We start from the raw sequence: 26,607 nt of genomic DNA on the forward strand, positions 1-26,607 counted from the left end.
CACGCTCCCGAAGGAGTGGTTTCCCGCACTTTCACCCCATCGGGTTCACGACGGAGGCCCGGGCCCCCTTCGCGGGCCCGGGCCTCCGCCGTCCGGTGGCGTCCGTCACGCCGCCACCGGAACCTCCGGGGCGGCCCCGTTCGTCGCCGGGGACAGCGCCAGTTCCAGGACCTGGCGGACGTCGGTGACGGTGTGGACGTCGAGCTTGTCCAGCACCTCCGCCGGGACGTCGTCCAGGTCGGGTTCGTTGCGCTTGGGGATGACGACGGTCGTCACCCCGGCGCGGTGTGCGGCGAGCAGCTTCTGCTTCACGCCGCCGATCGGGAGGACCCGGCCGGTCAGGGAGACCTCGCCGGTCATCGCCACGTCCGTGCGGACCAGCCGGCCCGACAGCAGCGACGCGAGGGCCGTCGTCATGGTGATGCCGGCGCTGGGGCCGTCCTTGGGGACCGCGCCCGCCGGGAAGTGGATGTGCACGCCCCGGTCCTTGAGGTCGCCGACGGGCAGTTCCAGCTCGGCTCCGTGGCTGCGCAGGAAGCTCAGCGCGATCTGCGCGGACTCCTTCATCACGTCGCCCAGCTGGCCCGTCAGGGTCAGGCCCGCCGCGCCCGTCTCCGGGTCGGCCAGCGAGGCCTCGACGTACAGCACGTCGCCGCCCGCGCCCGTGACCGCGAGGCCCGTCGCCACGCCCGGCACCGACGTCCGCCGCTCGGCCGGGTCCTGGGCGGACTCGGGCACGTGGTGCGGCCGGCCGATCAGGGCGCGCAGGTCGCCGTCGGTGACGGTGAACGGCAGCTCGCGCTCGCCGAGCTCGTGCTGGGCGGCGATCTTGCGCAGCAGCCGGGCGACGGACCGCTCCAGGTTGCGCACGCCGGCCTCGCGCGTGTACTCGCCGGCCAGCTTGCGCAGCGCGCTCTCGTCGAGGGTCACCTCGTCCTCGTCCAGGCCCGCCCGCTCCAGCTGGCGCGGGAGCAGGTGGTCGCGGGCGATGACGACCTTCTCGTCCTCGGTGTAGCCGTCGAGCCGGACCAGCTCCATGCGGTCGAGCAGCGCCTCCGGGATGGCCTCCAGGACGTTGGCGGTGGCCAGGAAGACGACGTCCGAGAGGTCGAGTTCGACCTCCAGGTAGTGGTCGCGGAAGGTGTGGTTCTGCGCCGGGTCCAGCACCTCCAGGAGGGCCGCCGCCGGGTCGCCCCGGAAGTCCGAGCCCACCTTGTCGATCTCGTCGAGCAGGACGACCGGGTTCATCGAACCGGCCTCCTTGATCGCCCGGACGATCCGGCCGGGCAGCGCGCCGACGTACGTGCGCCGGTGGCCGCGGATCTCCGCCTCGTCGCGGACGCCGCCGAGGGCGACGCGGACGAACTTGCGGCCCATGGCGTGCGCGACGCTCTGGCCGAGGCTGGTCTTTCCGACGCCGGGCGGCCCGACCAGGGCCAGGACGGCGCCGCCGCGCCGTCCGCCGACGACGCCCAGGCCCCGCTCGCCGCGGCGCTTGCGCACCGCCAGGTACTCGGTGATGCGCTCCTTCACGTCCTCCAGGCCCGCGTGCTCGGCGTCGAGGACCGCCTTCGCGCCCTGGATGTCGTAGGAGTCCTCGGTCCGTTCGTTCCACGGCAGTTCGAGGACGGTGTCGAGCCAGGTGCGGATCCAGGAGCCCTCGGGCGACTGGTCGCTCGCCCGCTCCAGCTTGTCGACCTCCTTGAGGGCGGCCTCGCGGACCTTCTCGGGCAGGTCGGCGGCCTCGACACGGGCGCGGTAGTCGTCGGACTCCTCGCCCTCCTTCTCGCCGTTGAGCTCGCGCAGTTCCTTGCGGACGGCTTCCAGCTGGCGGCGCAGCAGGAACTCGCGCTGCTGCTTGTCGACGCCCTCCTGGACGTCCTTGGCGATGGTCTCGGCGACGTCCTGCTCGGCGAGGTGGTCGCGCAGTTGCTGGGTGGCGAGCCTGAGGCGGGCGACCGGGTCGGCGGTCTCCAGCAGCTCCACCTTCTGCTCGGTGGTCAGGAAGGGCGAGTAACCCGAGTTGTCGGCGAGCGCGGAGACGTCGTCGATGGCCTGGACGCGGTCGACGACCTGCCAGGCGCCGCGCTTGCGCAGCCAGGCGGTGGCCAGCGCCTTGTACTCCTTGACCAGTTCGGCGACGTGGCCGGGAAGCGGCTCGGGCGCCTTCTCGTCGAGCCTCGTGCCCTCGACCCACAGCGCCGCCCCGGGGCCGGTGGTGCCGGCGCCGATCCGCACGCGGCCGCGGCCGCGGATCAGGGCGCCCGGGTCACCGTCGGCCAGCCGGCCGACCTGCTCGACCGTGCCGAGCACGCCGGTGCTCGCGTAGGTGCCGTCGATGCGCGGAACCAGGAGAACCCTGGGCTTCCCCGGCTCGGACCGGGCGGCGGCCTGGGCGGCCTCCACGGCGGCGCGCACATCGGCGTCGTTGAGGTCCAGCGGAACCACCATCCCGGGCAGCACGACCTCGTCGTCGAGCGGCAGCACGGGCAGGGTGAGCGGTGTGAACGCCGTGGACTCAGCAGCCATGATCTCCCCTTAGGCAGTCAAGTTGAGTTATGCCGACTCAATGCATGGCCGCTACGGAATGTTCCCGCACGGCCGTTCGCTGTCAGCGATCACGTCTGCCGCCGAGGTCGCGGGCCCGCCTATCGTCGGTCCTGTAATAGGTGAAATACGACTCCGACTCTTACGGGAGATGCTGTGGACGGGATCGTGCGGGCGTGGGTGGACGGGTGGGTCGTGTCGCGCGGGGCCGCTCCGCCCGTGCGGGAGCCCTGGGGGTTCACCGTGGACGTCGGGCAGGCGGCGCAGGTGTCACGGCACGTCCTCGCCGCGCTCGGGGACGGCGTCGAGGAGGCGGTCGTGCGCGAGGTCGCGGGGGCGGTGACCGGGACCGGCGTCTGGCTCAAGGTGTTCCAGGACCCGTCGGTGGCCGGCGGATGGCTGGGCGCGGGCTGGTGGGTGGATCCGGAGCCGGGCTGGCTGATGACGGTCCCGCTGGGGGCGGCGGCGGGGGAGACGCCGGCCCCCGGGGGCTACCGGCTGCGCTCCTGGACGCGCGGCGGCGTCACCCACGTCCTGATCGCCGCGCCGGACGGTTCCTTCGCCGCCCGGGGCCAGGTCGCCCCGACCGGTGCCACCGCCGTCGTCGACCGGGTCGAGACCGCCCCCGCGCACCGGCGCCGGGGGCTGGGCGGCGTGGTCGTACGGAACCTGCAGGCCGCGGCGGCCGCCCGGGGCGCCGCGACGGGCGTCCTGGCCGGGACCCCGGCGGGACGGGGGCTGTACGAGTCGCTGGGGTGGAGCGTGGTGGCGCCCCTGACCAGCGCGAGGTTCGACGGGGCGGGCGGGGCCTGACCCGCAGCGCGGCTACGCCGCCGCGGCCCTCCGCACCCATCTCCACGTCGACACCCCGATCGCCAGCGCGATCAGGTGGCCCCAGTTCGTCAGCGGGTCCGTGCGGGCGAGCAGGTCCCGCAGGAGCATCCCGCCGGACCCGGCGAGCAGCGGCCACCGCAGCCACGGCGTCAGCAGCCCCGCCAGCGCGCCGACGCCCGCGGCGACGCCGAAGCTGATGCCGTAGTCGAGGCGGTGCAGCGAACTGTCGGGGAGGTGGCCCGCCAGGACGGCGAGGCCGACGGGGCCCTCGGTGGCGAGGGTGGCCAGGACGTGCCCGAGCAGGAAGACGGCGGCCGTGCGGACTCCGCCGACGCGCCGCTCCAGCGCGGTCAGCACCAGGAGGAAGCCCAGGACGAACGGCGAGGTGATCCCGCCCGCCACCCACAGCGCGCTGGCCACCAGCACCGGCACCGGCTCGCGCACCAGGTGCGCGACATCCGTGCTGGAGGCCTGCTGAAGGGTGCGGACGAGGGCGGGGTCCGCGTGGGCGGCGACGCAGGAGGTGACGGCGAGGACGGCCGCGTAGGCGAAGGTGAACGGCGTCCCGGTGGGCGTGGGCAGCAGGCGCCAGGGACGCGGGCGGGCCTTCGCCCGCGAAGGCCGCAAAAGCCGCAAAAGCCGCGGAAGCCGCGGAGACACGGACGCGGACGGGGTCCGGCGGACGCGCCTGCGGGGCAGACCGTCCAGCGGGCCGGAGGCGTCCGGAAGACCACGGGCACCCGGGGGACCACCGGCACCCGGAAGGCCCGAGGCCACCAGGGGATCGGCGGCCACCGGCCCTCCGGAGACGTCCGGAGGGACACCGGTAGCCAGGAGGCCGGAGACGCCCGGTGGAGCACCGGCGTCCGCGCGGGGTGGGCCCGGCGGTGTCGTGGGGGCGCCGGCCCCGGCCGTCGCGGGGCGTGCCGTGGATTCCACCGTGAGGCGCTCCTTCCGTCCGCCCCCACCCTTCGTGCCGCGCGCTCCCGCTGTCTGTGACCGGCGCCACGCGACGACCGTCGATGCGCGGCGAGCCGGAGGGCCGCCCGCCGACGTCGGTCCCGCGCCTCCGCCCACCCCGTCCGCCGACGTCAACCCCGCACCTCCGTCCACCCCGTCCGGACCGCTCTGCCGAAAATCCCGGACACCCCGTCAGGTGCCCTGCCAGGATGGTCCGATGCCCGTCTCCTACGACTCCGACGACCTGCCCGAAGTCCTGGACCGTCGTGAGGGCCCCTACGGCGAGGTCGTGCTGCGCCGGCACGGCGAACTGCTCCAGATCATCGCCAACGGCTGCTTCCTGATGGACACCTCCGACGGCCGTTCGGAGCGGCTGCTGGTCGACGCCGCGCTGTCCGCCCTCGGCGAGCGGGCCGGCGGCCCCGCCCCGGACGTGCTGATCGGCGGCCTGGGCGTCGGGTTCTCGCTCGCGCACGCCGCCGCCGATCCGCGCTGGGGCCGCGTCACGGTCGTCGAGCGCGAGCGGGCCGTCATCGACTGGCACCTCGACGGCCCGCTGTCCGCCCTCTCCGGCCCCGCCCTCGCCGACCCGCGCACGCAGATCGTCGAAGCGGACCTGCTCGACCACCTGAATGAGACATCCGACACGTTCGACGCACTGTGCCTCGACATCGACAACGGTCCCGGCTGGACCGTCACGGAGGGCAACGACGGCCTCTACACGCGGGCCGGACTCGCAAGCTGCGCGCGGGTGTTGAAGCCCGGCGGGGTGCTGGCCGTGTGGTCCGCGCAGCCGTCTCCGGAATTCGAGGGAACCTTGGGTAATGCCGGGTTCCAACAGGTGCGTACCGAAGAGATCACGGTTGCCCGAGGAGTGCCGGACGTCGTGCACCTCGCCGTCCGACCTGGATAGCAAAGGCGAGGTGACTCCGGGTACGTTTCATGCCTGGCGCCGATCATTTAGGCGTCAACCGCAGTCATGCGCAAACAAGGGATCACCCCACGGGTCCCCGAAAGCACACCTCAGGGGCGGGCGATGGAGCAGACACACACCTCGCAGACCGGCACGACGGCGACCCCGGGAGCGCAGCGCCGCGTCCTGGTGGTCGAGGACGACCCGACGATCGTCGACGCCATCGCGGCCCGTCTGCGCGCCGAGGGATTCCTCGTGCAAACGGCGGGGGACGGCCCGGCGGCCGTCGACACCGCGGAGGCCTGGCAGCCCGATCTGCTGATCCTCGACATCATGCTGCCCGGCTTCGACGGTCTGGAGGTCTGCCGTCGCGTGCAGGCCGCCCGCCCGGTGCCGGTGCTGATGCTCACCGCGCGCGACGACGAGACCGACATGCTGGTCGGGCTCGGCGTGGGTGCCGACGACTACATGACCAAGCCGTTCTCCATGCGGGAGCTGGCGGCACGCGTGCACGTGCTGCTGCGGCGGGTGGAGCGGGCCGCGCTGGCCGCCGCCACCCCGCGCAGCGGCATCCTGCGCCTCGGCGAACTGGAGATCGACCACGCGCAGCGCCGGGTCCGGGTGCGCAGCGAGGACGTCCACCTCACGCCCACCGAGTTCGACCTGCTGGTCTGCCTGGCGAACACCCCGCGCGCGGTGCTCTCCCGCGAGCAGCTCCTCGCGGAGGTGTGGGACTGGGCGGACGCCTCGGGCACCCGGACCGTCGACAGCCACATCAAGGCACTGCGCCGGAAGATCGGCGCCGAGCGGATCCGCACGGTGCACGGCGTCGGGTACGCGCTGGAGACCCCGACGCCATGAGCGGCGGGCCGGACGGACCGAGAAGCCCCGGCGAGCCCTGGGGCGGCGTGCGACCGTTCTCGATCAAGACCAAGCTGGGTGCGCTGGTCGTCATCTCGGTGCTGATCACCACCGGCCTGATGATGATCGCCATGCGCACCGAGACGGAGCTCCGCTTCATCACGGTCTTCTCCATGATCGCCACCCTGCTCATCACGCAGTTCGTGGCGCACTCGCTCACCGCGCCGCTGGACGAGATGAACAAGGTGGCCCGGTCGATCTCGCACGGCGACTACACCCGCCGGGTCTCCGAGGGGCGCCGGGACGAGCTGGGCGACCTCGCCGGGACGATCAACGTCATGGCCGACGAGCTCGAGGCCCAGGACCTGCAGCGCAAGGAGCTGGTGGCCAACGTCTCGCACGAGCTGCGCACGCCCATCGCGGGCCTGCGCGCGGTCCTGGAGAACGTGGTCGACGGCATCGCCGAGGCCGACCCCGAGACGATGCGCACGGCCCTGAAGCAGACCGAGCGGCTCGGCCGGCTGGTGGAGACGCTGCTCGACCTCTCCCGCCTCGACAACGGCGTCGTACCGCTGCGCAAGCGGCGCTTCGAGGTGTGGCCCTACCTGTCCGGGGTGCTCAAGGAGGCCAACATGGTCGCCTCCGCCCGCGCCACCATGGGGTCCGGCGGCGCGCACACGCGCACGGACGTCCATCTGCACCTGGACGTGTCCCCGCCGGAGCTCACCGCGCACGCGGACCCGGAGCGCATCCACCAGGTCGTCGCGAACCTCATCGACAACGCCGTCAAGCACAGCCCGCCGCACGGCCGGGTGACGGTGAAGGCGCGGCGCGGGGCGCAGCCGGAGTCGCTGGAGCTGGAGGTCCTGGACGAGGGTCCCGGCATTCCGCGCTCGGAGTGGCGCCGGGTCTTCGAGCGGTTCAACCGGGGAGCCGTCCGCCGCCCGCACGGGCCGGGCAGCGACGGCGGCACCGGGCTCGGGCTCGCGATCGCCCGCTGGGCGGTCGATCTGCACGGCGGCCGGATCGGAGTGGCCGAATCCGAGCGGGGATGCCGGATTCTTGTCACTCTTCCGGGAGAGCCGTCCGTGCCAAGTTGACGTAAAGTTCGCACCGGAGCCACAAGATCACGAGCGTCCGCGTCGCCGAGCGACCGGTGGACACGTGTGATCAGGCGGAGAGCCGGCGCAGGTCGGCCCGGGTCCGCACGCATTGCGTGCGCGACCTGCGTCGACGCACCCGTTTCCGAGGGCAACCGCGCTTGTTTCCCGCCATTTCCACCCCCGAAACACACTCTTCGATGTGACATACGCGACGATGCGGTGACCCGACCTGACCTTCCCCCTCGGGGAGGCGTAGCCTTTATTCCCGCTGTCCATCACCTTGTGAAGCGGAAGAGGGCGGTTGCCGCCGTGTCGCCACAGTCCCCCAGTAACGCATCGAGCATCTCGACCGACGCGGACCAAGCGGGCAAGAACCCCGCTGCCGCGTTCGGTCCGAACGAGTGGCTCGTCGACGAGATCTATCAGCAGTACCTCCAGGACCCGAATTCGGTAGACCGTGCCTGGTGGGACTTCTTCGCCGACTACAAGCCGGGCGCCGCCAGCACTCCGGCTCCGGCGGGTACTGCGGCCGCGGGGGCCGCAGGGACCACCACCGCGCCCGCGGCGCCGGCCCCGGCCGCGCCCGCCGCTCCGGCTCCCGCGCCGGCCCCGGCCGCCGCCCCGAAGCCCGCGGCCGCCGCCCCGGCGCCCGCGAAGCCCGCCCCGGCCCCGAAGCCGGCCGCGAAGGCCGCGCCCGCCGCCGCGTCCGCGGACGGTCCCGAGTTCGTGACGCTGCGCGGTCCGTCCGCCGCGGTCGCCAAGAACATGAACGCCTCCCTGGAGCTGCCCACGGCCACGTCCGTGCGCGCGGTCCCGGTGAAGCTGCTGTTCGACAACCGCATCGTCATCAACAACCACCTGAAGCGCGCCCGGGGCGGGAAGATCTCCTTCACGCACCTGATCGGCTTCGCGATGGTGCAGGCCATCAAGGCCATGCCGTCGATGAACTGGTCGTTCGGCGAGAAGGACGGCAAGCCGACCCTCGTCAAGCCGCCGCACGTCAACCTCGGCCTGGCCATCGACCTGGTGAAGCCCAACGGCGACCGCCAGCTCGTCGTGGCCGCCATCAAGAAGGCCGAGACGCTGAACTTCTTCGAGTTCTGGCAGGCCTACGAGGACATCGTCCGTCGCGCCCGCGACAACAAGCTGACGATGGACGACTTCACCGGCGTCACGGTCTCCCTGACCAACCCCGGCGGCCTCGGCACCGTCCACTCCGTGCCGCGTCTGATGCCCGGCCAGTCCGTGATCATGGGCGTCGGCTCCATGGACTACCCGGCGGAGTTCCAGGGCACCTCCCAGGACACCCTGAACAAGCTCGGCATCTCGAAGGTCATGACGCTCACGTCGACCTACGACCACCGGGTCATCCAGGGCGCCGCCTCCGGCGAGTTCCTGCGCGCCGTCGCCAACCTGCTGCTCGGCGAGAACGGCTTCTACGACGACATCTTCGAGGCGCTGCGCATCCCCTACGAGCCGGTCCGCTGGCTCAAGGACATCGACGCCAGCCACGACGACGACGTCACCAAGGCCGCCCGGGTCTTCGAGCTGATCCACTCCTACCGGGTCCGCGGCCACGTCATGGCCGACACCGACCCGCTGGAGTACCGCCAGCGCAAGCACCCCGACCTGGACATCACCGAGCACGGCCTCACCCTGTGGGACCTGGAGCGCGAGTTCGCCGTCGGCGGCTTCGCCGGCAAGTCCCTGATGAAGCTGCGCGACATCCTCGGCGTGCTGCGCGACTCGTACTGCCGCACCATCGGCATCGAGTTCATGCACATCCAGGACCCCAAGCAGCGCAAGTGGATCCAGGACCGCGTCGAGCGCCCGCACACCAAGCCGGAGCGCGAGGAGCAGCTGCGCATCCTGCGCCGCCTGAACGCCGCTGAGGCCTTCGAGACGTTCCTGCAGACCAAGTACGTCGGTCAGAAGCGCTTCTCCCTGGAGGGCGGCGAGTCCGTCATCCCGCTGCTGGACGCGGTCATCGACAGCGCCGCCGAGTCGCGCCTGGACGAGGTCGTCATCGGCATGGCCCACCGCGGCCGCCTGAACGTGCTGGCCAACATCGTCGGCAAGTCCTACGCGCAGATCTTCCGCGAGTTCGAGGGCAACCTCGACCCGAAGTCGATGCACGGCTCCGGCGACGTGAAGTACCACCTGGGCGCCGAGGGCACCTTCACCGGCCTGGACGGCGAGCAGATCAAGGTCAGCCTGGTCGCGAACCCCTCGCACCTGGAGGCCGTGGACCCGGTCCTGGAGGGCGTCGCCCGCGCCAAGCAGGACATCATCAACAAGGGCGGCACGGACTTCACCGTCCTGCCGGTGGCGCTGCACGGCGACGCGGCCTTCGCGGGCCAGGGCGTCGTGGCCGAGACCCTGAACATGTCGCAGCTGCGCGGCTACCGCACCGGCGGCACGGTCCACATCGTCATCAACAACCAGGTCGGCTTCACCGCGGCCCCCGAGTCCTCCCGCTCGTCGATGTACGCGACGGACGTGGCGCGGATGATCGAGGCCCCGATCTTCCACGTGAACGGCGACGACCCGGAGGCCGTGGTCCGCGTCGCGCGGCTCGCCTTCGAGTTCCGCCAGGCGTTCAACAAGGACGTGGTGATCGACCTCATCTGCTACCGCCGCCGCGGTCACAACGAGTCGGACAACCCGGCCTTCACCCAGCCGCTGATGTACGACCTGATCGACAAGAAGCGCTCGGTGCGCAAGCTGTACACCGAGTCCCTCATCGGTCGCGGCGACATCACGCTGGAAGAGGCCGAGCAGGCGCTGCAGGACTACCAGGGCCAGCTGGAGAAGGTCTTCACGGAGGTCCGCGAGGCCACCGCGCAGCCGGCCGCCGCGCCGGCCCACGACCCGCAGGACGGCTTCCCGGTCGCGGTCCCGACCGCGGTCTCCTCGGAGGTCGTCAAGCGGATCGCCGAGTCCCAGGTCAACATCCCCGACCACATCACCGTCCACCCGCGTCTGCTGCCGCAGCTCCAGCGCCGGGCGGCCATGGTCGAGGACGGCACCATCGACTGGGGCATGGGCGAGACCCTCGCGATCGGCTCCCTCCTGCTGGAGGGCGTCCCGGTCCGGCTCGCGGGCCAGGACTCCCAGCGCGGCACCTTCGGCCAGCGGCACGCGGTGATCATCGACCGTGAGACGGGCGAGGACTTCACCCCGCTGCTGTACCTCTCCGAGGACCAGGCCCGCCTGAACGTCTACAACTCCCTGCTCTCCGAGTACGCGGCGATGGGCTTCGAGTACGGCTACTCGCTGGCCCGCCCCGACGCGCTCGTGATGTGGGAGGCGCAGTTCGGCGACTTCGTCAACGGCGCGCAGACGGTCGTGGACGAGTTCATCTCGTCGGCGGAGCAGAAGTGGGGCCAGACGAGCGGTGTCACGCTCCTCCTCCCCCACGGCTACGAGGGCCAGGGCCCGGACCACTCGTCCGCCCGCCCGGAGCGCTTCCTGCAGCTCTGCGCCCAGAACAACATGACGGTCGCGATGCCGACCTCGCCGTCGAACTACTTCCACCTCCTGCGGTGGCAGGTCCACAACCCGCACCACAAGCCGCTGGTCGTCTTCACCCCGAAGTCGATGCTGCGCCTGAAGGCCGCCGCGTCGAAGGCGGAGGAGTTCACCGCGGGCCAGTTCCGCCCGGTCATCGGCGACGGTTCCGTGGACCCGGCCGCGGTCCGCAAGGTCGTCTTCTGCGCCGGCAAGGTCTACTACGACCTCGAGGCCGAGCGTCAGAAGCGCGGCGTCACGGACACCGCGATCATCCGTATCGAGCGCCTGTACCCGCTGCCGGGTGCCGAGCTCCAGGCCGAGATCGCCAAGTACCCGAACGCCGAGAAGTACCTGTGGGCCCAGGAGGAGCCGGCCAACCAGGGCGCCTGGCCGTTCATCGCCCTGAACCTGATCGACCACCTGGACCTGGCCGTCGGCGCCGACGTCCCGCACGGCGAGCGCCTGCGCCGCATCTCGCGGCCGCACGGCTCGTCGCCGGCGGTCGGCTCGGCGAAGCGGCACCAGGCGGAGCAGGAGCAGCTGGTGCGCGAGGTGTTCGAGGCCTAGGCCGCACCGCACCGCACACGGGCAAGGCCCGGTCCCGGTTCTCCGGGGCCGGGCCTTGCCCGTGCGCCCTCACGGGCGTACGCCGTGGCGCCGGGCCGTGAGGCGGCGAGGGCCCCGGCGCGCCTCGTGCACGGCCGCCGCTACGTAGGCTTGTGCGTGGCACCACCGTCCCGTACGAGCGCAGGAGAGCAGTCCGGATGTACTTCACCGACCGAGGCATCGAAGAACTCGAGAAGCGGCGCGGCGAGGAGGAGGTCACCTTCGAGTGGCTCGCCGAGCAGCTGCGCACGTTCGTCGACCTGAACCCGGACTTCGAGGTACCGGTGGAGCGACTGGCGACGTGGCTGGCGCGGCTGGACGACGAGGACGACGAGTAGGTCCGCCGGACGCGTCGGCCACCGGACGGGTCGGCCGCCGCGTCCGCTGCCGGACGCGTCGGCTGTGCGAGGGGCGCCCCGTGGGGCGCCCCTTTTCGTGTGCGGCGCGGCGGGCGCGTTCGGGTGACGCGTCGCCTCCGGTCCGGGACGGTCACCGGAAGAGGTGTCTTGACTTCCCGCAACCGCGATATATCGTGAATGACAGTAGTCGCGATAGTGCGTGTCGTGTCGTCGAGGAGGTCTGCACCATGTCCGAGTGGTCCGTCGCGGAGCCGAGCAAGCTCACTTTCGACGAGCCGGTGAGCGAACTGCACGTGCGCGTCGTCGCCGGCACGGTGAACGTGGTGGGGACCGACGAGCCCGCCGCCCGTCTCGAGGTGTCCCACATCGAGGGACCACCCCTGGTGGTGACCCATCGGGAGGGGGTGCTGACGGTGGCGTACGAGGACCTGCCCTGGAAGGGCTTCCTCAAGTGGCTCGACCGCAAGGAGTGGCGGCGCAGTGCCGTCGTCTCCCTCGCCGTTCCGGCACGGACCCGCGTGGAGGTGGGCGCGGTGAGCGCCGGGGCGGTCGTCTCGGGCATCGACGGGCACACCGAGGTGAGGGGCGTCTCCGGGGACACGACCCTGGTGCGGCTCACGGGCCCGGTGCGCGCGGACACGGTCTCGGGGAGCCTGGAGGCCCAGGCCCTCGGCGGCGACCTGCGGTTCCACTCCGTCTCCGGGGACCTGACCGTCGTCGAGGCCGGCTCCTCCGTGAAGGCCGACTCGGTGAGCGGATCGATGATCGTCGACCTCGATCCGACGAGCCGTCCCACCACCATCAGCCTGACCAGCGTCTCCGGCGAGATAGCGATCCGGCTGCCACACCCGGCGGACGCGGAGGTGGAGGCCAACACCGCGAGCGGCTCCGTCTCGAACGCCTTCGAGGACCTCAGGGTCAGCGGCCAGTGGGGCGCCAAGCGCATCACCGGCCGGCTCGGCGCGGGCAACGGCAGCCTGAAGGCGACGACGGTCTCCGGTTCGATCGCCCTGCTGCGCCGCCCGCCGGCCGAGGACGAGCCGTGGGAGCCGGAAGCCGCCACCGCGGCCGACGGCGCCTCCGCCACGCCGGGGGAGAATTCCTCTTCCGGCCCGGCCGACGCGACCTCGTCCGGCGACGCGGCCGACAGCACGACCGACAAGAAGGTGCTCTGACATGCCCCCCGTCTTCGCCCACGGCCGCCTCCGCCTCTACCTGCTGAAGCTCCTGGACGAGGCCCCGCGCCACGGCTACGAGGTGATCCGTCTCCTGGAGGAGCGCTTCCAGGGGCTGTACGCGCCCTCCGCGGGCACCGTCTACCCGCGCCTGGCCAAGCTGGAGGCCGAGGGCCTGGTCACCCACACCACCGAGGGCGGCCGCAAGGTGTACGCCATCACCGACGCCGGCCGCGCCGAGCTGGCCGGCCGCAGCGGCGAGCTGGCCGACCTGGAGCTGGAGATCCGCGAGTCCGTCGCGGAACTGGCCGCCGAGATCCGGGCCGACGTACGCGGCGCCGCGGGCGACCTGCGCCGCGAGATGCGGGCGGCGGCCTCCCAGGCGCGCCAGGGCCCCCGGCCGGGCGTCGGCGAGTCCGGGGAGTACGGCGAGTCCGGGGAGTACGGCGACAAGGAGTCCTGGCGCGCCGCCAAGGAGGAGATGCGCCGCGTCAAGCAGGAGTGGAAGGAACAGGCGCGCCGGGCCAAGGACGAGAGCCGCCGGGCCCGCGAGGAGGCCCAGCGGGCCCGGCGCCAGGCGAAGGAGGCCCAGGACCGGGCCCGCGCCCAGGCCCAGGAGGAGGTGCAGCGCATAGCGCGACGCGTCCAGGAGCAGGTCCAGGACCACTTCGCCCGCGGCGACTGGCCGACGGGCGTACGGGAGGGCCTGACCGAACTGGCCAAGGAGTTCGGCGAGTTCGGGAAGGACTTCGGGAAGGAGTTCGGCAAGGACTTCGGTTTCGGCCGCGGCACCGGCGACGGCAGCCGCGGCACGGAAGGCGCCGCGGCGGCCGAGGGGCCCGTGTACTCCCGGACCCCGGAGGACTTCCCCGCCGGCTACGAGCCGTCCTGGGCCCACGAGGACACCAGCGGCGACCCGGCCCGCGACCTGGACCGCCTGCTGGACCGCTTCCGCGACGACATCCGCGACGCGGCGCGCGACCACGGCGTCACCGGCGGCCAGCTCCGCGAGGCACGCCGGCACCTGTCGACGGCGGCGGCGCACATCGGGGCGATACTGCGCGCGCCCAAGGCCTGAGAGCCCAAGGCCTGAGAAGGGGGCCGCTCAGCCCGCCTCGGCCTCGGCCTCTCCCCCGCCGTACAGCACGCGGGTCAGCGCGGCGTGGGTGACGCCGTGGTCGGCGAGGACCTCGGCGGGCGGGCCGGGGCGAGTGGTCAGGGCGAGGAGGAGGTGCTCGTCGCCGATGTGCCGGTCGCGGTGGGCCAGGACGATGCGCAGGGACTTCTCGAAAACGTCCTTGGCGTCGCGCCCGAAGCCGGGGCGGCCCGTCCGGCCACTCCGGTCGCCGGACATCGCCCCGACGCCGTGCACCTCCTCGACCCGCGAGACGATCTCCGAGACGTCGATGCCGAGGCCGGCGAGGGCGTCGGTGTCGGCCCGGGACAGGCCCGCGCGCCGGCGCACCTCGCCCAGCGCCTGCCGTACCGGCTCCCTGCGCTCCGCCGGGAGGCCGAGGGCGGTCAGCGCGAAGGACCCGCGGCTCGCCTCCCGGTCCAGCAGCGCGAGCAGCAGATGTTCGGGCCCCACGGTCCGCACCCCCTCGCTCCGGCACCGCTCGACGGCTTCGCGCACCACGGCGCGGGCGTCCTTCGTGAACCGTTCGAACATCACTGCCTCCCGTACTTCTTGTGCACGGCCTGCCTGCTGACTCCCAGTTCCGCGGCGATCTCCTGCCACGACCAGCCCTGATGGCGCGCGCTGCGCACCTGCACCGCCTCCAGCTGCTCCAGCAGCCGGCGCAGGGCGGCGACGGCGCGCAGTCCGACCCGTGGATCGCGGTCGCCTGCGCGTTCGGCGAGATCCGTTGCTTCGGTCATGACGTCAACGTACGTTGACACCCGGGCGGGCGTCAACCCTGGTTGACAGACGGCGGTGCCGGCATGCGAAAGGCGGGTCCGGACATCCGGACCCGCCGAAGGGGTGACGGCGACCGCGCCGACGCCCGTCAGGAGTGCGTGAGGACGATCTTGCCGAACTGGTCACCGGACGCGAGGCGCTCGAAGCCCTCACGCGCCCGGTCGAGGGGAAGCACCTCGTCGATGACGGGGCGGACGCCGGTGGTGGCGCAGAAGGCGAGCAGGTCCTCCAGCTCGTCCTTGGTGCCCATGGTGGAACCGACCACCTTGAGCTCGAGGAAGAAGATCCGCGTCAGCTCGGCGTGCGAAGGACGGTCGCCGCTGGTGGCGCCGGAGATGACGAGCGTGCCTCCGGGCCGCAGGGACTTCACGGAGTGGGACCAGGTGGCCGCGCCCACGGTCTCGATCACGGCGTCCACCCGCTGCGGCAGCCGCGCCCCCGGCTCCACCGCCTCGACGGCGCCGAGCTCCAGCGCCCGCTTCCGCTTGGCCTCGTCCCGGCTGGTCGCGAAGACCCGCAGTCCGGCGGCCTTCCCGAGGACGATCGCGGCCGTGGCGACCCCGCCGCCGGCGCCCTGGACGAGGACGGAGTCGCCCGGCCGTACGCCGGCGTTGGTGAAGAGCATGCGGTAGGCCGTCAGCCAGGCGGTGGGCAGGCAGGCGGCCTCCTCGAAGGACAGCTCCTTCGGCTTGGGCAGGATGTTCCAGGTCGGCACGGCGACCTGCTCGGCGAAGGTGCCCTGGTAGCGCTCGGTCAGGATGGAACGGGGCTCGTCGGGTCCGACCCCGTGCCCGCTCTGCCCGATCACGGAGTGCAGGACGACCTCGTTGCCGTCCTCGTCGACGCCGGCGGCGTCACACCCGAGGATCATCGGCAGTTTGTCCTCTGCGAGGCCCACGCCCCGCAGCGACCAGAGGTCGTGGTGGTTGAGGGAGGCGGCGCGAACGGTGACGGTGCTCCATCCGGGACGGGCCCCGGGGGCCGGACGCTCCCCCAACTCCAGTCCGGAGAGCGGCTGGTCACGGTCGATTCGAGCGGCGTAGGCGGCGAACATGAAGCCGACGATAGGTTCCGTGGACGGCTGACGAAACCGGACGGCGCTGTGAGACATGCCCTCTTGCCAACGCGCATCCCGTACGACGCGCCGACCGGGCACTCCGCGGACGTGCCGGCCGGCCCCGGCCGCCGGGGCCGGAGTCCGTCCGGGCCGCTCCGGGGGGGCGGCGGGCGGATGCCCTGGAACCGGTGACCCGCCCCGTCCCGTCCGGACGGACCGACGGGGGCGAAAGGAATGGCCCCGTCCGGTCGGACGGGGCCACCCGGAAGCCGCACGTCAGCGACGCGCGACCCCCTCGGCCCGGGCCGCCGCCGCCACGGCCGCCGTGACCGCGGGAGCCACCCGCTCGTCGAAGGGCGACGGGATGACGTAGTCCGCGGCGAGGTCGTCGCCGACGACCCCGGCCAGCGCCTCGGCCGCCGCGATCTTCATGCCCTCGGTGATCCGGGACGCCCGCACCTGCAGGGCGCCCGCGAAGATCCCCGGGAACGCCAGCACGTTGTTGATCTGGTTCGGGAAGTCCGACCGCCCGGTCGCGACGACCGCCGCGTACTTGTGGGCGACGTCCGGGTGCACCTCGGGATTCGGGTTGGCCATGGCGAAGACGAACGCGCCCTGCGCCATCGAGGCCACCGCCTCCTCCGGGACCGTGCCGCCGGAGACGCCGATGAAGACGTCGGCACCGGCCAGCGCGTCCTCCAGCGAGCCGGTGAGCCCCGCCTTGTTGGTGAACCCGGCCAGCTCGCGCTTGACGTCGGTCAGGTCCTCCCGGTCCGCCGAGACGATGCCCTTGCGGTCGGTGACCGCGACGTCCCCGATACCGGCCTCGACCAGCATCTTGGCGATGGCGACACCGGCCGCGCCGGCGCCCGAGATGACGGCCCGCAGGTCGCCGACGGCGCGCCCGCTCAGCCGCGCCGCGTTCCGCAGCGCCGCCAGCGTCACGACCGCCGTGCCGTGCTGGTCGTCGTGGAAGACCGGGATGTCCAGCGCCTCCTGGAGCCGGCGCTCGATCTCGAAGCACCGGGGTGCCGAGATGTCCTCCAGGTTGACTCCGCCGAACGAGGGCGCGAGGCGCACCACGGTCTCGACGATCTCGTCCACGTCCGTGCAGGCGAGCGCGATCGGGACCGCGTCCACACCGCCGAACTGCTTGAACAGGATCGCTTTGCCTTCCATCACCGGAAGGGACGCCTCCGGCCCGATGTCCCCGAGCCCGAGGACCGCCGTGCCGTCGGTGACGACGGCCACGACGGACGACTTCCAGGTGTAGTCGTTCACCAGCTCCGGCTGTTCCGCGATCGCGGTGCACACGCGCGCGACGCCGGGAGTGTAGGCGAGGGACAGGTCGTCCTTGTCACGGACCGGGACGGTGGCCTGCACGGCCATCTTTCCGCCCCGGTGCAACGCGAACACCGGGTCGAACGGGTCGAGGGGCTCCGCACCGCCCTCCTGGCCCGTTCGGTCCGCTTCGCTCTCGCTGCGAGGATTGACGATCTCCGCTGCCACTGTGTCTTACCCCTTAGGTGTTCATGGTTTGAGGGTGGCCACTCCTGGTGAGAAGTGGGCGGGCACCGCGCAGGACCCAGTGGTGTCCCGTACGGGCACCTGCGCGTCGGGCGCGCCGCACACGCGCCCTGAGCCCCGGATGAGGGGTGTAAAGAACCTTCATACCGGACGGACACCACCGACGACGAGTCCAATCCGTGCAAGGTCACACGCCGCGGTTTGCGGAATCCCCACAGCCCGCGCGTTCGCCCCCGGCGCAGTCATATCCCAGTGACATGACTCATGCGCGACGGGCGGACGCGTCCCGGCCGAACTCTTGACACGGGCTCAAGTCGGCGTACGGACCGCGTCACGACCGACCGCATCGCGAGACGAACCGAAGATCTTACGGCCGGAAGGACGGATTCCCGCAGATGGTGCGGCAGCCTCCGGTCGTGATGTACCGGACTGGTGCGGTTCGGGGGTCGCCCGTTATCCGATTTTGACATGACAGCCCCCCTGAATGGCGTCGTCCGAATGGCAAGATGCGGTCATCACACGAGGTCGCGACACCCGAAGGTGTGTGTTCTCGTCGACCCATCGGCATCTCCATCCATCCGCCGGAGGCACTCACCATGACCGCACGCTCCATCCGCCGTACCACCGCCGCTCGCACCCGGCTAGCCGCGGTCGGTTCCCTCGCGGTCGCGGGCGCCCTGCTGCTCACCGCTTGTGGTGACCAGACGAAGGACGGCGGCTCCGGGAACAGCGACAGCGCCTCGACCAGCACTGCTCCCCTGGCCGACAAGCTGCCCGAGGCGATCGCCGACAAGGGCGTCATCCGGGTCGGTTCGGACATCGCGTACGCGCCGGTCGAGTTCAAGGACAGCTCCGGCAAGACGGTGGGCATCGACCCCGACATCGCCGAGGCGCTGGGCAAGCAGCTCGGTGTGAAGTTCGAGTTCCAGAACGCGACGTTCGACACGCTCATCGGCGGTCTGGCGTCCAAGCGCTACGACATCGCCATGTCGGCCATGACCGACACCAAGGACCGCCAGGAGGGCATCGACGCCGACACCGGCAAGAAGGTCGGTTCGGGCGTCGACTTCGTCGACTACTTCACCGCCGGCGTCTCGCTCTACACCAACAAGGGCGACAACCAGGGCATCAAGACCTGGGACGACCTGTGCGGCAAGACCATGGCGGTGCAGCGCAACACCTTCTCGCACGACCTCGCCAAGGAGCAGGCGGCGAAGTGTACGAAGGACGGCAAGGGAGCCCTCAAGATCGAGGACTTCGCCACCAACCCCGAGGCCGAGACCCGCATGCGCTCCAAGGGCGCGGACGTCGTCTCCGCCGACTTCCCGATCGCGGCCTACTCCGTGAAGAACGCCGGCGGCGGCAAGTACTTCGAGATCGTCGGCGACCAGGTCGAGGCGGGCCCGTACGGCATCGCCGTCGCCAAGGACAACACGCAGCTGCGCGACGCGCTCCAGGCGGCGGTCCAGGCGATCATCGCCAACGGCGAGTACAAGAAGATCGTCGAGAAGTGGGGTGTCGCGGACGGCGCGATCACCGAGGCCAAGGTCAACGGCGGTTCCTGAGAACCGGCCCCCGTCGACTCGGCTCTGAAAGGCACCACTCGTGACTGTTGACGTCCACAAGACGGACGGTCCCGACGCGACGCCCCCCGCCGGGCCGGAGGCCATCAAGGCCATCCCGGTCCGGCACCCGGGGCGCTACGTGTCCGCGATCGTCGCCATCGCGCTGCTGGGCGCGGTCGTCTACGCCTTCGCGCAAGGCAAGATCAACTGGGGCGCGATCCCCGACTACTTCTTCGACGACCGCATCCTCGACGGCGTCTGGAACACCCTGCTGCTCACCGTGCTGTCCATGGTGATCGGCATCGCCGGCGGCATCCTGCTCGCCGTGATGCGGCTGTCGAAGAACCCCGTGACCTCGTCGATCGCCTGGTTCTACATCTGGTTCTTCCGGGGCACGCCGGTCCTGGTCCAGCTCTTCGTCTGGTTCAACCTCGGCCTGGTCTTCGAGTACATCAACCTGGGTCCGATCTACAAGGACTACTGGTCGTCCTTCATGACGCCGCTGCTGACGGCGCTGCTCGGCCTGGGCCTCAACGAGGCCGCGTACATGGCCGAGATCTGCCGCGCCGGCCTGCTCTCGGTCGACGAGGGACAGACCGAGGCGGCGCACGCCCTGGGCATGAGCCACACCAGGACGCTCCGCCGGATCGTCATCCCGCAGGCGATGCGCGTGATCGTGCCGCCCACGGGCAACGAGGTCATCAACATGCTGAAGACGACCTCGCTCGTCTCGGCGGTCCAGTTCTACGATCTGTTCAAGGAAGCGCAGGACATCGGTCAGAACGCGGGCTCCACGGTCGAGATGTACTTCCTCGCGGCCGCCTGGTACCTGATCATGACCTCGATCCTGAGCGTCGGGCAGTACTACGTCGAGCGGTACTACGCGCGCGGCGCGAGCCGCACCCTGCCGCCGACGCCGCTCCAGCGCTTCAAGGCCGCCGTCCTGCCCGCGCGCCGCACGAAGGGAGTCACGGCATGACGCAGTCTCCCCACGCCATGGTGAAGGCCGAGGGCGTCCACAAGTCCTTCGGCGCGGTCGAGGTCCTCAAGGGCATCGACCTGGAGGTGAAGGCCGGCGAGGTGTTCTGCCTCATCGGTCCGTCCGGCTCCGGCAAGTCGACCTTCCTGCGCTGCATCAACCACCTGGAGAAGATCAACGCCGGCCGGCTGTACGTCGACGGCGAGCTGGTCGGCTACCGCCAGAAGGGCGACAAGCTGTACGAGCTGAAGGACAGCGAGGTCGCCCTCCAGCGCCGGGACATCGGCATGGTGTTCCAGCGGTTCAACCTCTTCCCGCACATGACGGCGGTGGAGAACGTCATGGAGGCGCCGGTCCAGGTCAAGGGCGCCAACAAGGCCCGGACCAAGGAGCGCGCGATGCAGCTCCTGGAGCGCGTGGGCCTCGCCGACAAGGCCGGGAACTACCCCTCGCAGCTCTCCGGCGGCCAGCAGCAGCGCGTGGCCATCGCCCGGGCCCTGGCCATGGACCCGAAGCTGATGCTGTTCGACGAGCCGACCTCGGCGCTCGACCCGGAGCTGGTCGGCGACGTCCTCGACGTCATGCGCGACCTGGCCGAGTCCGGCATGACGATGGTCGTCGTCACCCACGAGATGGGCTTCGCCCGCGAGGTCGGCGACAGCCTGGTCTTCATGGACGGCGGTGTGGTCGTCGAGTCCGGCAACCCGCGCGACGTCCTGACCGATCCGCAGCACGAGCGGACGCAGGCCTTCCTGTCCAAGGTGCTGTAACCCGCGGCACGCGGAGAGGGGCGGTACGGAGACTCCGTACCGCCCCTCTCCGCGTGCCGGCCGGCGTCCGGGGTCACTTCAGCGCGAGCAGCAGCGCGTCCGACGGCGAGCACCACACCGGCCGGGCCTCGCCGAAGCCCCGCGCGAGCAGCTCGCGCGCGTGCCAGGCCGCCGAGGGCGTGTCGCCGTCGGCGTGCTCGCCGTAGATCTCGAAGCGGCGGGCGGTGGGCCCGGCGAGGGCCGGGTCGGCGGCGGCCAGCCGCCACCACTCGGCCCAGTCGACGGCGCCGGCCGCCTTGGCCCGGTCCATGCGGGCGTGCCGCAGGGCGCGCTCGGCCGCGTTGATCCGGGGCGTGCTCTCGTCGATCATGTGGTCCGCGTTCATGAAGACACCGCCGTCGCGGACGAGTCCCGCGACCTGACCGTAGAGGGCCGCGAGGGGTTCGCTGTGCAGCCAGTGCAGGGCCGTGGCGGTCAGCACGGCGTCGTAGGAGTCGTACGGCAGCCCCGCCGGCCAGTCCGGGTCCTTGAGGTCGGCGGTCACCAGGGTGACGCGGTCGTCGTCGGCGAAGGTGCCCTCGGCGATGGCGAGGAGGGCCGGGTCGAGGTCCACGCCGGTGCTGGTGGCCGCGGGGAACCGGCGCAGCAGCCGGGCGGTGATGCTGCCGGTGCCGCAGGCGAGGTCGAGGACGCGCGGCGCGGTGCCGACGAGGGCCTCGACCATGTCGAGCATGATGCGGAAGCGGTCCTCCCGGTCGGGCATGTACCACTCCTGCTGCCGGTCCCAGCTGTCCTGCCAGGCCTGCCAGTCGGTTCCCGTGGTCGTGGTCATGGGATCCCCCTCCTCAGCGGGCGCGCGTAATACCCTGAAAGCACGATCAGCTGTTACCCGACCGCACCCACGACCATAGAGCCCCTCCGTAAGGACTACAAGTGGAACTGGCCTATTACTCGGACTACGCCGTACGCCTCGTCAACAGTGAGCAGCCGGCCCGGGGCAAGGACACGCTGACCTCGGTCGAGGCCGTCCGCGACCTGTTCGGCGTGAACCAGTCGGCGGCCCGCCGCGCCACCGACGCGGACGTCACCCGGTTCCGCTCGGTCCGGGCCCGGCTGCGCGCGGTCTTCGAGGCGGCCGACGGCGGCGACGAGACGCTCGCCGTGGACCTGCTGAACTCCCTGCTGCTGGAGTTCCCGGTCAGCCCGCAGATCTCCGGCCACGACTTCCGCGACGACGACGGCCGCCCCCTGTGGCACATGCACCTGGCCGACCACCCGTCGAACGCGACCGCGGGCTACGCGGCCATCGCCGCCATGGGCCTGGCCTTCCACCTGACGGAGTACGGCGTGGACCGCCTGGGCCTGTGCGAGGCGTCGCCGTGCCGCAACGCCTACCTGGACACCTCCACCAACCGCTCCCGGCGCTACTGCTCCGACCGCTGCGCCACCCGCGCCAACGTCGCCGCCTACCGCGCCCGCAAACGCCTGGAGGCCGACCGGTCGGCCAGCACCGGCCTGGCCGCCGACAGCGCCCAGCGCAGCACGGCCAGCGGCGAGCGCTGATCCCGCTCGGGCGGCCGGTAGCGGAACCGGACCGCGCCGAGGATCAGGTCGTCGGGCACGGTCCCGTAGTCGGTGCTGTCACCGCCGGCGTACGCGTTGTCCCCCAGCACCCACCAGCCGCCCTCACGGCGCTCCACGGCCCGCTTGACGACGAGCAGGTCCTGCTGGAAGGGGTGCCGCAGCACGACGACGTCACCGGGCCTGACCCGGGCGCCGTACCGCACCACCAGCCGGTCCCCGTGGTGCAGCGTGGGCACCATGGACGGGCCGGTCACCTCGGCCAGTCCGAAGGGCGCGGCCGCCCTCCCCCGCTCGGGCTCCTGCGACAGCTCCGGCATCGCCGGCACCTCCCCTGGTCCGTTCCTCCACCAGTCCCAGTCTGGCCCCCGACTTTTGTCCTAAGCCCATGGGGGCACTCGCGAAAACCCCTCTCGCAGGGAGTAATGTCCCACCTGAGAAGACGATCACGAGGAAGGAATGCTCCATGCTTTCCCGCCTGTTTGCCCCCAAGGTCAAGGTCAGCGCGCACTGCGACCTGCCCTGCGGCGTGTACGACCCGGCCCAGGCCCGCATCGAGGCGGAGTCGGTGAAGGCCGTGCAGGAGAAGATGGCCGCCAACGACGACCCGCACTTCCAGACGCGCGCCGCGATCATCAAGGAGCAGCGTGCCGAGCTCGCGAAGCACCACGTCTCCGTGCTGTGGAGCGACTATTTCAAGGCCCCGCACTTCGAGAAGTACCCGCAGCTGCACCAGCTGGTGAACGACACCCTGAAGGCCCTGTCGGCCGCCAAGGCCTCGACGGACCCCAAGACCGGTGAGAAGGCCCTGGAGCTGATCGCCGAGATCGACAAGATCTTCTGGGAGACCAAGAAGGCCTGATCCTCGATCATGCCCTCGGACCGGCAACCGCCTTGTTGCACGGTCTCCCCGACCGCACCCGGTACGCCGCCCGCCGCCCACGGCGACGACGGACCGGGTGCGGTTCTCCGCGTTCCGGCCCCTGCGCCGGGGCCGGGCCGCGGGTGCGGGTGCGGGTGCGGGTGCGGAACGGCGGAGGCCGCCGCGCGGTCCCGCCTACGATCACCCCATGACCCACCGCATCCGCTGGACGCACGCCTTCATCGACCGGCCCGCCGACCGCTTCGAGCGGGCCTGCGCCTTCTGGACCGCCGTCACGGACACCCGCCTGTCCGCACCACGGGGCGACAAGGGCGAGTTCGTCACGCTGCTGCCGCAGGGCGCCGACGCGTGCGTGAAGGCCCAGGGGGTCGCCGAGGGCGCGGGCGGAGCGCACCTGGACTTCGGCGTCGAGGACGTGCCCGGGTTCGTGCGGGCCGCGCTGGAGCTCGGGGCGCGGACGGTCGCCCCGCACGCCGACTGGACCGTCCTGCGCTCCCCCGCCGGGCAGCTGTTCTGCGCGGTCCCCTGGAACGGCGAGTCCGTACGGCCGCCCGTGGTCGCCGGCAGCCGCCTGGACCAGGTCTGCCTGGACGTGCCGCCGTCCGCGTACGGGGCGGAAGTCGCCTTCTGGAGCGGGCTGTTGCCCGAGTGGACGTCCCGGCCGGGCGCACTGCCCGAGTTCCACTCGGTCGCGCCGCCGCCCGGACTGCCGATCCGCGTGCTGCTCCAGCGGCTGGACGAGGAACGCCCCCTCTCCGCCCACCTCGACCTGGCCTGCGGCCCGGACGTCGACGCCGTCCGCGCCCGGCACGAGCGGCTCGGCGCCACCCTCGTCGCCGCCCACCCCCACTGGACGGTGCTGCGCGATCCGGCGGGCGGCCTGTACTGCCTGACCGGACGCGACCCGGAGACGGGCGCGCCGCGGGCCGCGGCCGGCCGGTGACGACCGGTCGGGCCCCCGCGTACGGGCGCTGAACGGCCCCGGCGTTCGCGGCCGCCTCGCCCCGCCCTCCCTCGTCCGCCGCGACCGTCCCGTCCGGAGGGCACGCGGGATCGTCGGCCGTCGTCACACGACCGGGGCCCGTCGCCCTGTCCGGTGGCGACGCCTTGCCGCCTCGGGCACATCCGTCCCTCCCGTTCGGCCGTTCGGGGCGACGCCGGCCCCCGGCCGCGGGTCAGGAGGCCGGAGCCGTAGGGGATCCGGCCTCTTCGGCCGGGTCCGGGCGGTCCGGCTCCGCGTGCCCGTGCCGCTCCGGATGCCCGTGCTGCCCGGAGTGGCCGTGCTGCTCGACGCCGGGCTCGGTGTACGCCCCGCACTCGGGGTTGTGGCAGGGGCCCGCGACCCAGCGCGGTACCCAGGCTCCCAGCGTCTTGTGGCGCCGGACGACGGTGTCTACGGGCTGGCCGCAGGTGGGACAAACGTGGTGTTCCCTGTCCATGTCACCAGGGTAGGCCGGTCAGCGCTTGCGCGCGTAGACGCGGACCAGCACTCCGTTGCCGAAGGTGCGCACCGACTCCAGTGCGAAGTCGGACACCGAGAAGCCGGTGCCGCCGAACATCGGCATGCCCGAGCCGTAGACCTGCGGGTAGGTCTTGATGACGAGTTCGTCGATCTCGTCGAGGAGTTCGCCCGCGACCTGCGAACCGCCGCACAGCCAGATGCCGAGCTCGCCCTCCTCCGCCTTCAGCTCGCGGATCCGGCCGACGAGGTCGCCGTCGATCACCTCGACGTTCGGGTCGGGCGAGGCCCCGAGGGTGCGGGAGGCGACGAACTCGCGCAGATGGGCGTACGGGCTGGTGACGCCCGCGTCGAGGGCGAGCCGGTAGCTGCCGCGGCCCTGGACGACGGTGTCGAAGTGCCGGTGCTCCGCGTCCTTGATTCCCATCGGCTCGCGCGCCGGGGCGGCGATGGTCTCGGGGTAGTCCGAGGCGAGGAAGCCGGTGAACTCCTCGTCCAGGAAGGCGAACATCGAGGAGGCGTCGCCGTCGGGGTCGCCGATGAAGCCGTCGATGGAGCAGGCGACGTAGTACGTGAGCTTGCGCAAGCGGGTCTCTCTTCCCTCGGCCGGTCCCTGAACCACTCAAGTTGTAGTACTTCACTTGTAGTGGTTGCAAGATGTTTTCCCGCTTTTCCCGGGGGCGGGGGCAAGTGGGAGAGAGAGTTCCGCTTCTCCGGCGCCGTGCCGCGGACGCGCCGAGGCGGGTCCCGCACACCGTGGGGTGTGCGCGGGACCCGCCGGACCGGGACCCCCGGTGACCGTGCGGGGTCAGGAGCCGCGCGGTCCGGGGATCCCGGGGTCCTCAGCGAGCGCTCACGTGGTGCGCCGCGTGACGAACTCCGCCAGGGACAGCAGGCCGCCCGCCTCCTCGGGGTCGGGAACCGCCCTGGCCAGTTCGGACATCGCCCGGGCCATGTGGTCGGCCGCCTGTTCCTGCGCCCACGCCCGCCCGCCGGCCCGCTCGACGGCGAGCGTCGTGCGCTCCAGGTCCCCCGCGTCGTACGGCAGCGCGTACAGCTCGGCCAGCTCCGCGGCGGCCGGGGTGCCGGAGGTGAGCGCGGCGACCACCGGCAGGGACTTCTTGCGGGCGGCCAGGTCCGCGCCGGCCGGCTTGCCGGTGTGCCGCGGGTCGCCCCATATGCCGATCACGTCGTCGATGAGCTGGAAGGCGAGCCCGGCCGCCCGCCCGAACGCGTCCAGCGCCTCGACGTCCTCCTCGGGCGCCCCGGCGTACAGCGCGCCCAGGGCGCAGGCGCAGCCGAGCAGCGCGCCCGTCTTGGCCTCGGCCATGACGAGCACCTCGTCGAGGGTGACCTCGGCGGGGCCCCGCTTCTCCAGGGCCGTGTCCGTCTGCTGTCCGGCGCAGAGCTCGACCACGCAGGCCGCGAGGCGGGCGGCCGCCGCCGCGGACGCCGGGTGCGGGTCCTCCGCCAGCAGCCCGAGGGCCAGCGCCTGGAGGGCGTCCCCGGCGAGGATCGCGTCGGCGTCGCCGAACACGGTCCAGGCGGTGGGGCGGTGCCGGCGGGTGGTGTCCCGGTCCATCACGTCGTCGTGCAACAGCGTGAAGTTGTGGACCAGTTCCACCGCCGTGGCGGCCCGTACGGCGGCGGCGCGGGCCGCCGGACCGCCGAGGGCGGTGGCCCCGGCGAGCACGAGCGCGGGCCGGATCGCCTTGCCGGCGTTGCCCGCGGCCGGCGTGCCGTCCGCCTGCTCCCAGCCGAAGTGGTAGAGCGCGACCCGGCGCATCGGGCCGGGCAGCGAGTCGAGGGCGGCGCGCAGCGCGGGGTCGACCGACGCCCGGGCGTCCTCCAGGATCGCCGTCGCCTCCTGCCCGTCGGACGCCGCCGTCCTCCCGTCGCCCTGGCGTCCGACGCGCCCTCGCCGTCCACGCGTCTCGCCCGAGTGGGGCCTGGTCTCCGTCACGAAGTCGGTCATCGAGTCCCTCTCGCAGGGTCCG

At 72.0% G+C, this 26,607-nt stretch carries 25 protein-coding genes; 14 read left to right on the forward strand and 11 right to left on the reverse strand.

The window, feature by feature from the left end; all coding sequences use genetic code 11:
• Positions 1-105: 105 nt before the first annotated feature.
• A complete protein-coding gene (gene lon, locus ACH4F6_RS10165) occupies positions 106-2,529 on the reverse strand; it encodes an endopeptidase La (RefSeq protein ID WP_397959469.1) in 2,424 nt (807 codons plus the stop codon).
• Between the two features lie 174 nt (positions 2,530-2,703).
• Here lon and ACH4F6_RS10170 point away from each other — a divergent pair, with 174 nt between their 5' ends.
• Positions 2,704-3,360 (forward strand): GNAT family N-acetyltransferase, encoded by a 657-nt coding sequence (locus ACH4F6_RS10170; RefSeq protein WP_397959470.1) that lies wholly within the window; start codon positions 2,704-2,706, stop codon positions 3,358-3,360.
• A 12-nt stretch (positions 3,361-3,372) separates the two neighbouring features.
• Here the strand turns inward: ACH4F6_RS10170 and ACH4F6_RS10175 are convergent, their stop codons facing one another.
• Positions 3,373-4,017 carry a rhomboid-like protein gene (locus ACH4F6_RS10175; protein WP_397959471.1) on the reverse strand — a complete coding sequence of 215 codons (645 nt, stop codon included), beginning with the start codon at positions 4,015-4,017 and terminating at the stop codon, positions 3,373-3,375.
• A 541-nt stretch (positions 4,018-4,558) separates the two neighbouring features.
• Here ACH4F6_RS10175 and ACH4F6_RS10180 point away from each other — a divergent pair.
• The 7 genes from ACH4F6_RS10180 (at position 4,559) to ACH4F6_RS10210 (ending at position 13,949) form a co-directional block, all read left to right on the forward strand.
• Complete coding sequence (locus ACH4F6_RS10180) at positions 4,559-5,254, forward strand: spermidine synthase (protein ID WP_397959472.1); 696 nt, start codon at positions 4,559-4,561, stop codon at positions 5,252-5,254.
• 123 nt (positions 5,255-5,377) lie between these two features.
• Positions 5,378-6,115 carry a response regulator transcription factor gene (locus ACH4F6_RS10185; protein WP_397959473.1) on the forward strand — a complete coding sequence of 246 codons (738 nt, stop codon included), beginning with the start codon at positions 5,378-5,380 and terminating at the stop codon, positions 6,113-6,115.
• The gene (locus tag ACH4F6_RS10190) at positions 6,112-7,215 is read left to right on the forward strand and encodes an ATP-binding protein (protein ID WP_397959474.1); all 1,104 of its coding nucleotides are present in this window, start codon (positions 6,112-6,114) and stop codon (positions 7,213-7,215) included. Before ACH4F6_RS10185 ends, ACH4F6_RS10190 begins: the two co-directional genes overlap by 4 nt.
• Positions 7,216-7,527: 312 nt before the next feature.
• A complete protein-coding gene (locus ACH4F6_RS10195; RefSeq protein WP_397959475.1) occupies positions 7,528-11,298 on the forward strand; it encodes a multifunctional oxoglutarate decarboxylase/oxoglutarate dehydrogenase thiamine pyrophosphate-binding subunit/dihydrolipoyllysine-residue succinyltransferase subunit in 3,771 nt (1,256 codons plus the stop codon).
• A gap of 197 nt (positions 11,299-11,495) precedes the next feature.
• Positions 11,496-11,675 (forward strand): DUF6104 family protein, encoded by a 180-nt coding sequence (locus tag ACH4F6_RS10200; protein ID WP_003992906.1) that lies wholly within the window; start codon positions 11,496-11,498, stop codon positions 11,673-11,675.
• 248 nt (positions 11,676-11,923) lie between these two features.
• Positions 11,924-12,871 (forward strand): DUF4097 family beta strand repeat-containing protein, encoded by a 948-nt coding sequence (locus ACH4F6_RS10205; protein WP_397959476.1) that lies wholly within the window; start codon positions 11,924-11,926, stop codon positions 12,869-12,871.
• 1 nt (position 12,872) lies between these two features.
• Entirely contained in the window at positions 12,873-13,949 is a 1,077-nt protein-coding gene (locus ACH4F6_RS10210; protein ID WP_397959477.1) for a helix-turn-helix transcriptional regulator, read from the forward strand.
• 27 nt (positions 13,950-13,976) lie between these two features.
• On the opposite strand, the gene ACH4F6_RS10215 is transcribed toward ACH4F6_RS10210, so the two are convergent.
• The 4 genes from ACH4F6_RS10215 to ACH4F6_RS10230 form a co-directional block, all read right to left on the reverse strand.
• A complete protein-coding gene (locus ACH4F6_RS10215) occupies positions 13,977-14,540 on the reverse strand; it encodes a Clp protease N-terminal domain-containing protein (RefSeq protein ID WP_397959478.1) in 564 nt (187 codons plus the stop codon).
• Positions 14,540-14,749: a helix-turn-helix domain-containing protein gene (locus ACH4F6_RS10220; protein WP_037674056.1), complete on the reverse strand. Its 210-nt coding sequence runs from the start codon at positions 14,747-14,749 to the stop codon at positions 14,540-14,542. Before ACH4F6_RS10220 ends, ACH4F6_RS10215 begins: the two co-directional genes overlap by 1 nt.
• A gap of 128 nt (positions 14,750-14,877) precedes the next feature.
• Positions 14,878-15,843, reverse strand: coding sequence for a zinc-binding dehydrogenase (locus tag ACH4F6_RS10225; RefSeq protein WP_397959479.1), 966 nt, complete (start codon positions 15,841-15,843; stop codon positions 14,878-14,880).
• Between the two features lie 279 nt (positions 15,844-16,122).
• On the reverse strand, positions 16,123-17,355 hold the full coding sequence (locus ACH4F6_RS10230; protein ID WP_397959480.1) for an NADP-dependent malic enzyme: 1,233 nt from the start codon (positions 17,353-17,355) through the stop codon (positions 16,123-16,125).
• A gap of 614 nt (positions 17,356-17,969) precedes the next feature.
• Between ACH4F6_RS10230 and ACH4F6_RS10235 the strand changes: the two genes are divergently transcribed.
• Genes ACH4F6_RS10235 through ACH4F6_RS10245 form a run of 3 tightly spaced genes read left to right on the forward strand, consistent with a single transcriptional unit; the run spans position 17,970 to position 20,687 of the window.
• Entirely contained in the window at positions 17,970-18,938 is a 969-nt protein-coding gene (locus ACH4F6_RS10235; protein WP_397959481.1) for an ABC transporter substrate-binding protein, read from the forward strand.
• A gap of 40 nt (positions 18,939-18,978) precedes the next feature.
• On the forward strand, positions 18,979-19,917 hold the full coding sequence (locus tag ACH4F6_RS10240) for an amino acid ABC transporter permease (RefSeq protein ID WP_397959482.1): 939 nt from the start codon (positions 18,979-18,981) through the stop codon (positions 19,915-19,917).
• Positions 19,918-19,934: 17 nt separating this feature from the next.
• Positions 19,935-20,687, forward strand: a complete 753-nt coding sequence (locus ACH4F6_RS10245) for an amino acid ABC transporter ATP-binding protein (RefSeq protein WP_397959836.1) — start codon at positions 19,935-19,937, stop codon at positions 20,685-20,687.
• A gap of 73 nt (positions 20,688-20,760) precedes the next feature.
• Here ACH4F6_RS10245 and ACH4F6_RS10250 read toward each other — a convergent pair whose 3' ends face one another.
• Positions 20,761-21,519, reverse strand: a complete 759-nt coding sequence (locus tag ACH4F6_RS10250; protein ID WP_397959483.1) for a class I SAM-dependent methyltransferase — start codon at positions 21,517-21,519, stop codon at positions 20,761-20,763.
• A 101-nt stretch (positions 21,520-21,620) separates the two neighbouring features.
• Between ACH4F6_RS10250 and ACH4F6_RS10255 the strand changes: the two genes are divergently transcribed.
• Entirely contained in the window at positions 21,621-22,250 is a 630-nt protein-coding gene (locus ACH4F6_RS10255) for a CGNR zinc finger domain-containing protein (protein WP_397959484.1), read from the forward strand.
• On the opposite strand, the gene sodX is transcribed toward ACH4F6_RS10255, so the two are convergent.
• On the reverse strand, positions 22,154-22,588 hold the full coding sequence (gene sodX / locus ACH4F6_RS10260; protein WP_397959485.1) for a nickel-type superoxide dismutase maturation protease: 435 nt from the start codon (positions 22,586-22,588) through the stop codon (positions 22,154-22,156). The two genes, ACH4F6_RS10255 and sodX, sit on opposite strands and share 97 nt — an antisense overlap.
• A 146-nt stretch (positions 22,589-22,734) precedes the next feature.
• Here sodX and sodN point away from each other — a divergent pair, with 146 nt between their 5' ends.
• Both sodN and ACH4F6_RS10270 read left to right on the forward strand, forming a co-directional pair.
• Entirely contained in the window at positions 22,735-23,130 is a 396-nt protein-coding gene (sodN, locus tag ACH4F6_RS10265) for a superoxide dismutase, Ni (RefSeq protein ID WP_397959486.1), read from the forward strand.
• A gap of 208 nt (positions 23,131-23,338) precedes the next feature.
• A complete protein-coding gene (locus ACH4F6_RS10270) occupies positions 23,339-24,094 on the forward strand; it encodes a VOC family protein (RefSeq protein WP_397959487.1) in 756 nt (251 codons plus the stop codon).
• A gap of 232 nt (positions 24,095-24,326) precedes the next feature.
• Here the strand turns inward: ACH4F6_RS10270 and ACH4F6_RS10275 are convergent, their stop codons facing one another.
• From ACH4F6_RS10275 to ACH4F6_RS10285, 3 genes are all read right to left on the reverse strand, one after another.
• The gene (locus ACH4F6_RS10275; protein WP_397959488.1) at positions 24,327-24,590 is read right to left on the reverse strand and encodes a hypothetical protein; all 264 of its coding nucleotides are present in this window, start codon (positions 24,588-24,590) and stop codon (positions 24,327-24,329) included.
• Between the two features lie 18 nt (positions 24,591-24,608).
• Positions 24,609-25,196: a dihydrofolate reductase family protein gene (locus ACH4F6_RS10280; protein ID WP_397959489.1), complete on the reverse strand. Its 588-nt coding sequence runs from the start codon at positions 25,194-25,196 to the stop codon at positions 24,609-24,611.
• A 267-nt stretch (positions 25,197-25,463) separates the two neighbouring features.
• Entirely contained in the window at positions 25,464-26,585 is a 1,122-nt protein-coding gene (locus ACH4F6_RS10285; protein WP_397959490.1) for a family 2 encapsulin nanocompartment cargo protein polyprenyl transferase, read from the reverse strand.
• Between the last annotated feature and the right edge of the window lie 22 nt (positions 26,586-26,607).

The sequence above is a fragment of the Streptomyces sp. NPDC017936 genome, from assembly GCF_044328485.1.
In the GTDB taxonomy this organism is placed as follows: domain Bacteria; phylum Actinomycetota; class Actinomycetes; order Streptomycetales; family Streptomycetaceae; genus Streptomyces.

Bases quoted from the DNA above. Each gene is read 5' to 3' on its own strand.
- lon (WP_397959469.1), bottom strand. From the start codon at position 2,529: ATGGCTGCTGAGTCCACGGCGTTCACACCGCTCACCCTGCCCGTGCTG.
- ACH4F6_RS10180 (WP_397959472.1), top strand. From the start codon at position 4,559: ATGCCCGTCTCCTACGACTCCGACGACCTGCCCGAAGTCCTGGACCGT.
- ACH4F6_RS10185 (WP_397959473.1), top strand. From the start codon at position 5,378: ATGGAGCAGACACACACCTCGCAGACCGGCACGACGGCGACCCCGGGA.
- ACH4F6_RS10190 (WP_397959474.1), top strand. From the start codon at position 6,112: ATGAGCGGCGGGCCGGACGGACCGAGAAGCCCCGGCGAGCCCTGGGGC.
- ACH4F6_RS10200 (WP_003992906.1), top strand. From the start codon at position 11,496: ATGTACTTCACCGACCGAGGCATCGAAGAACTCGAGAAGCGGCGCGGC.
- ACH4F6_RS10205 (WP_397959476.1), top strand. From the start codon at position 11,924: ATGTCCGAGTGGTCCGTCGCGGAGCCGAGCAAGCTCACTTTCGACGAG.
- ACH4F6_RS10210 (WP_397959477.1), top strand. From the start codon at position 12,873: ATGCCCCCCGTCTTCGCCCACGGCCGCCTCCGCCTCTACCTGCTGAAG.
- ACH4F6_RS10215 (WP_397959478.1), bottom strand. From the start codon at position 14,540: ATGTTCGAACGGTTCACGAAGGACGCCCGCGCCGTGGTGCGCGAAGCC.
- ACH4F6_RS10220 (WP_037674056.1), bottom strand. From the start codon at position 14,749: ATGACCGAAGCAACGGATCTCGCCGAACGCGCAGGCGACCGCGATCCA.
- ACH4F6_RS10225 (WP_397959479.1), bottom strand. From the start codon at position 15,843: ATGTTCGCCGCCTACGCCGCTCGAATCGACCGTGACCAGCCGCTCTCC.
- ACH4F6_RS10235 (WP_397959481.1), top strand. From the start codon at position 17,970: ATGACCGCACGCTCCATCCGCCGTACCACCGCCGCTCGCACCCGGCTA.
- ACH4F6_RS10245 (WP_397959836.1), top strand. From the start codon at position 19,935: ATGGTGAAGGCCGAGGGCGTCCACAAGTCCTTCGGCGCGGTCGAGGTC.
- ACH4F6_RS10250 (WP_397959483.1), bottom strand. From the start codon at position 21,519: ATGACCACGACCACGGGAACCGACTGGCAGGCCTGGCAGGACAGCTGG.
- sodX (WP_397959485.1), bottom strand. From the start codon at position 22,588: ATGCCGGAGCTGTCGCAGGAGCCCGAGCGGGGGAGGGCGGCCGCGCCC.
- sodN (WP_397959486.1), top strand. From the start codon at position 22,735: ATGCTTTCCCGCCTGTTTGCCCCCAAGGTCAAGGTCAGCGCGCACTGC.
- ACH4F6_RS10270 (WP_397959487.1), top strand. From the start codon at position 23,339: ATGACCCACCGCATCCGCTGGACGCACGCCTTCATCGACCGGCCCGCC.
- ACH4F6_RS10275 (WP_397959488.1), bottom strand. From the start codon at position 24,590: ATGGACAGGGAACACCACGTTTGTCCCACCTGCGGCCAGCCCGTAGAC.
- ACH4F6_RS10285 (WP_397959490.1), bottom strand. From the start codon at position 26,585: ATGACCGACTTCGTGACGGAGACCAGGCCCCACTCGGGCGAGACGCGT.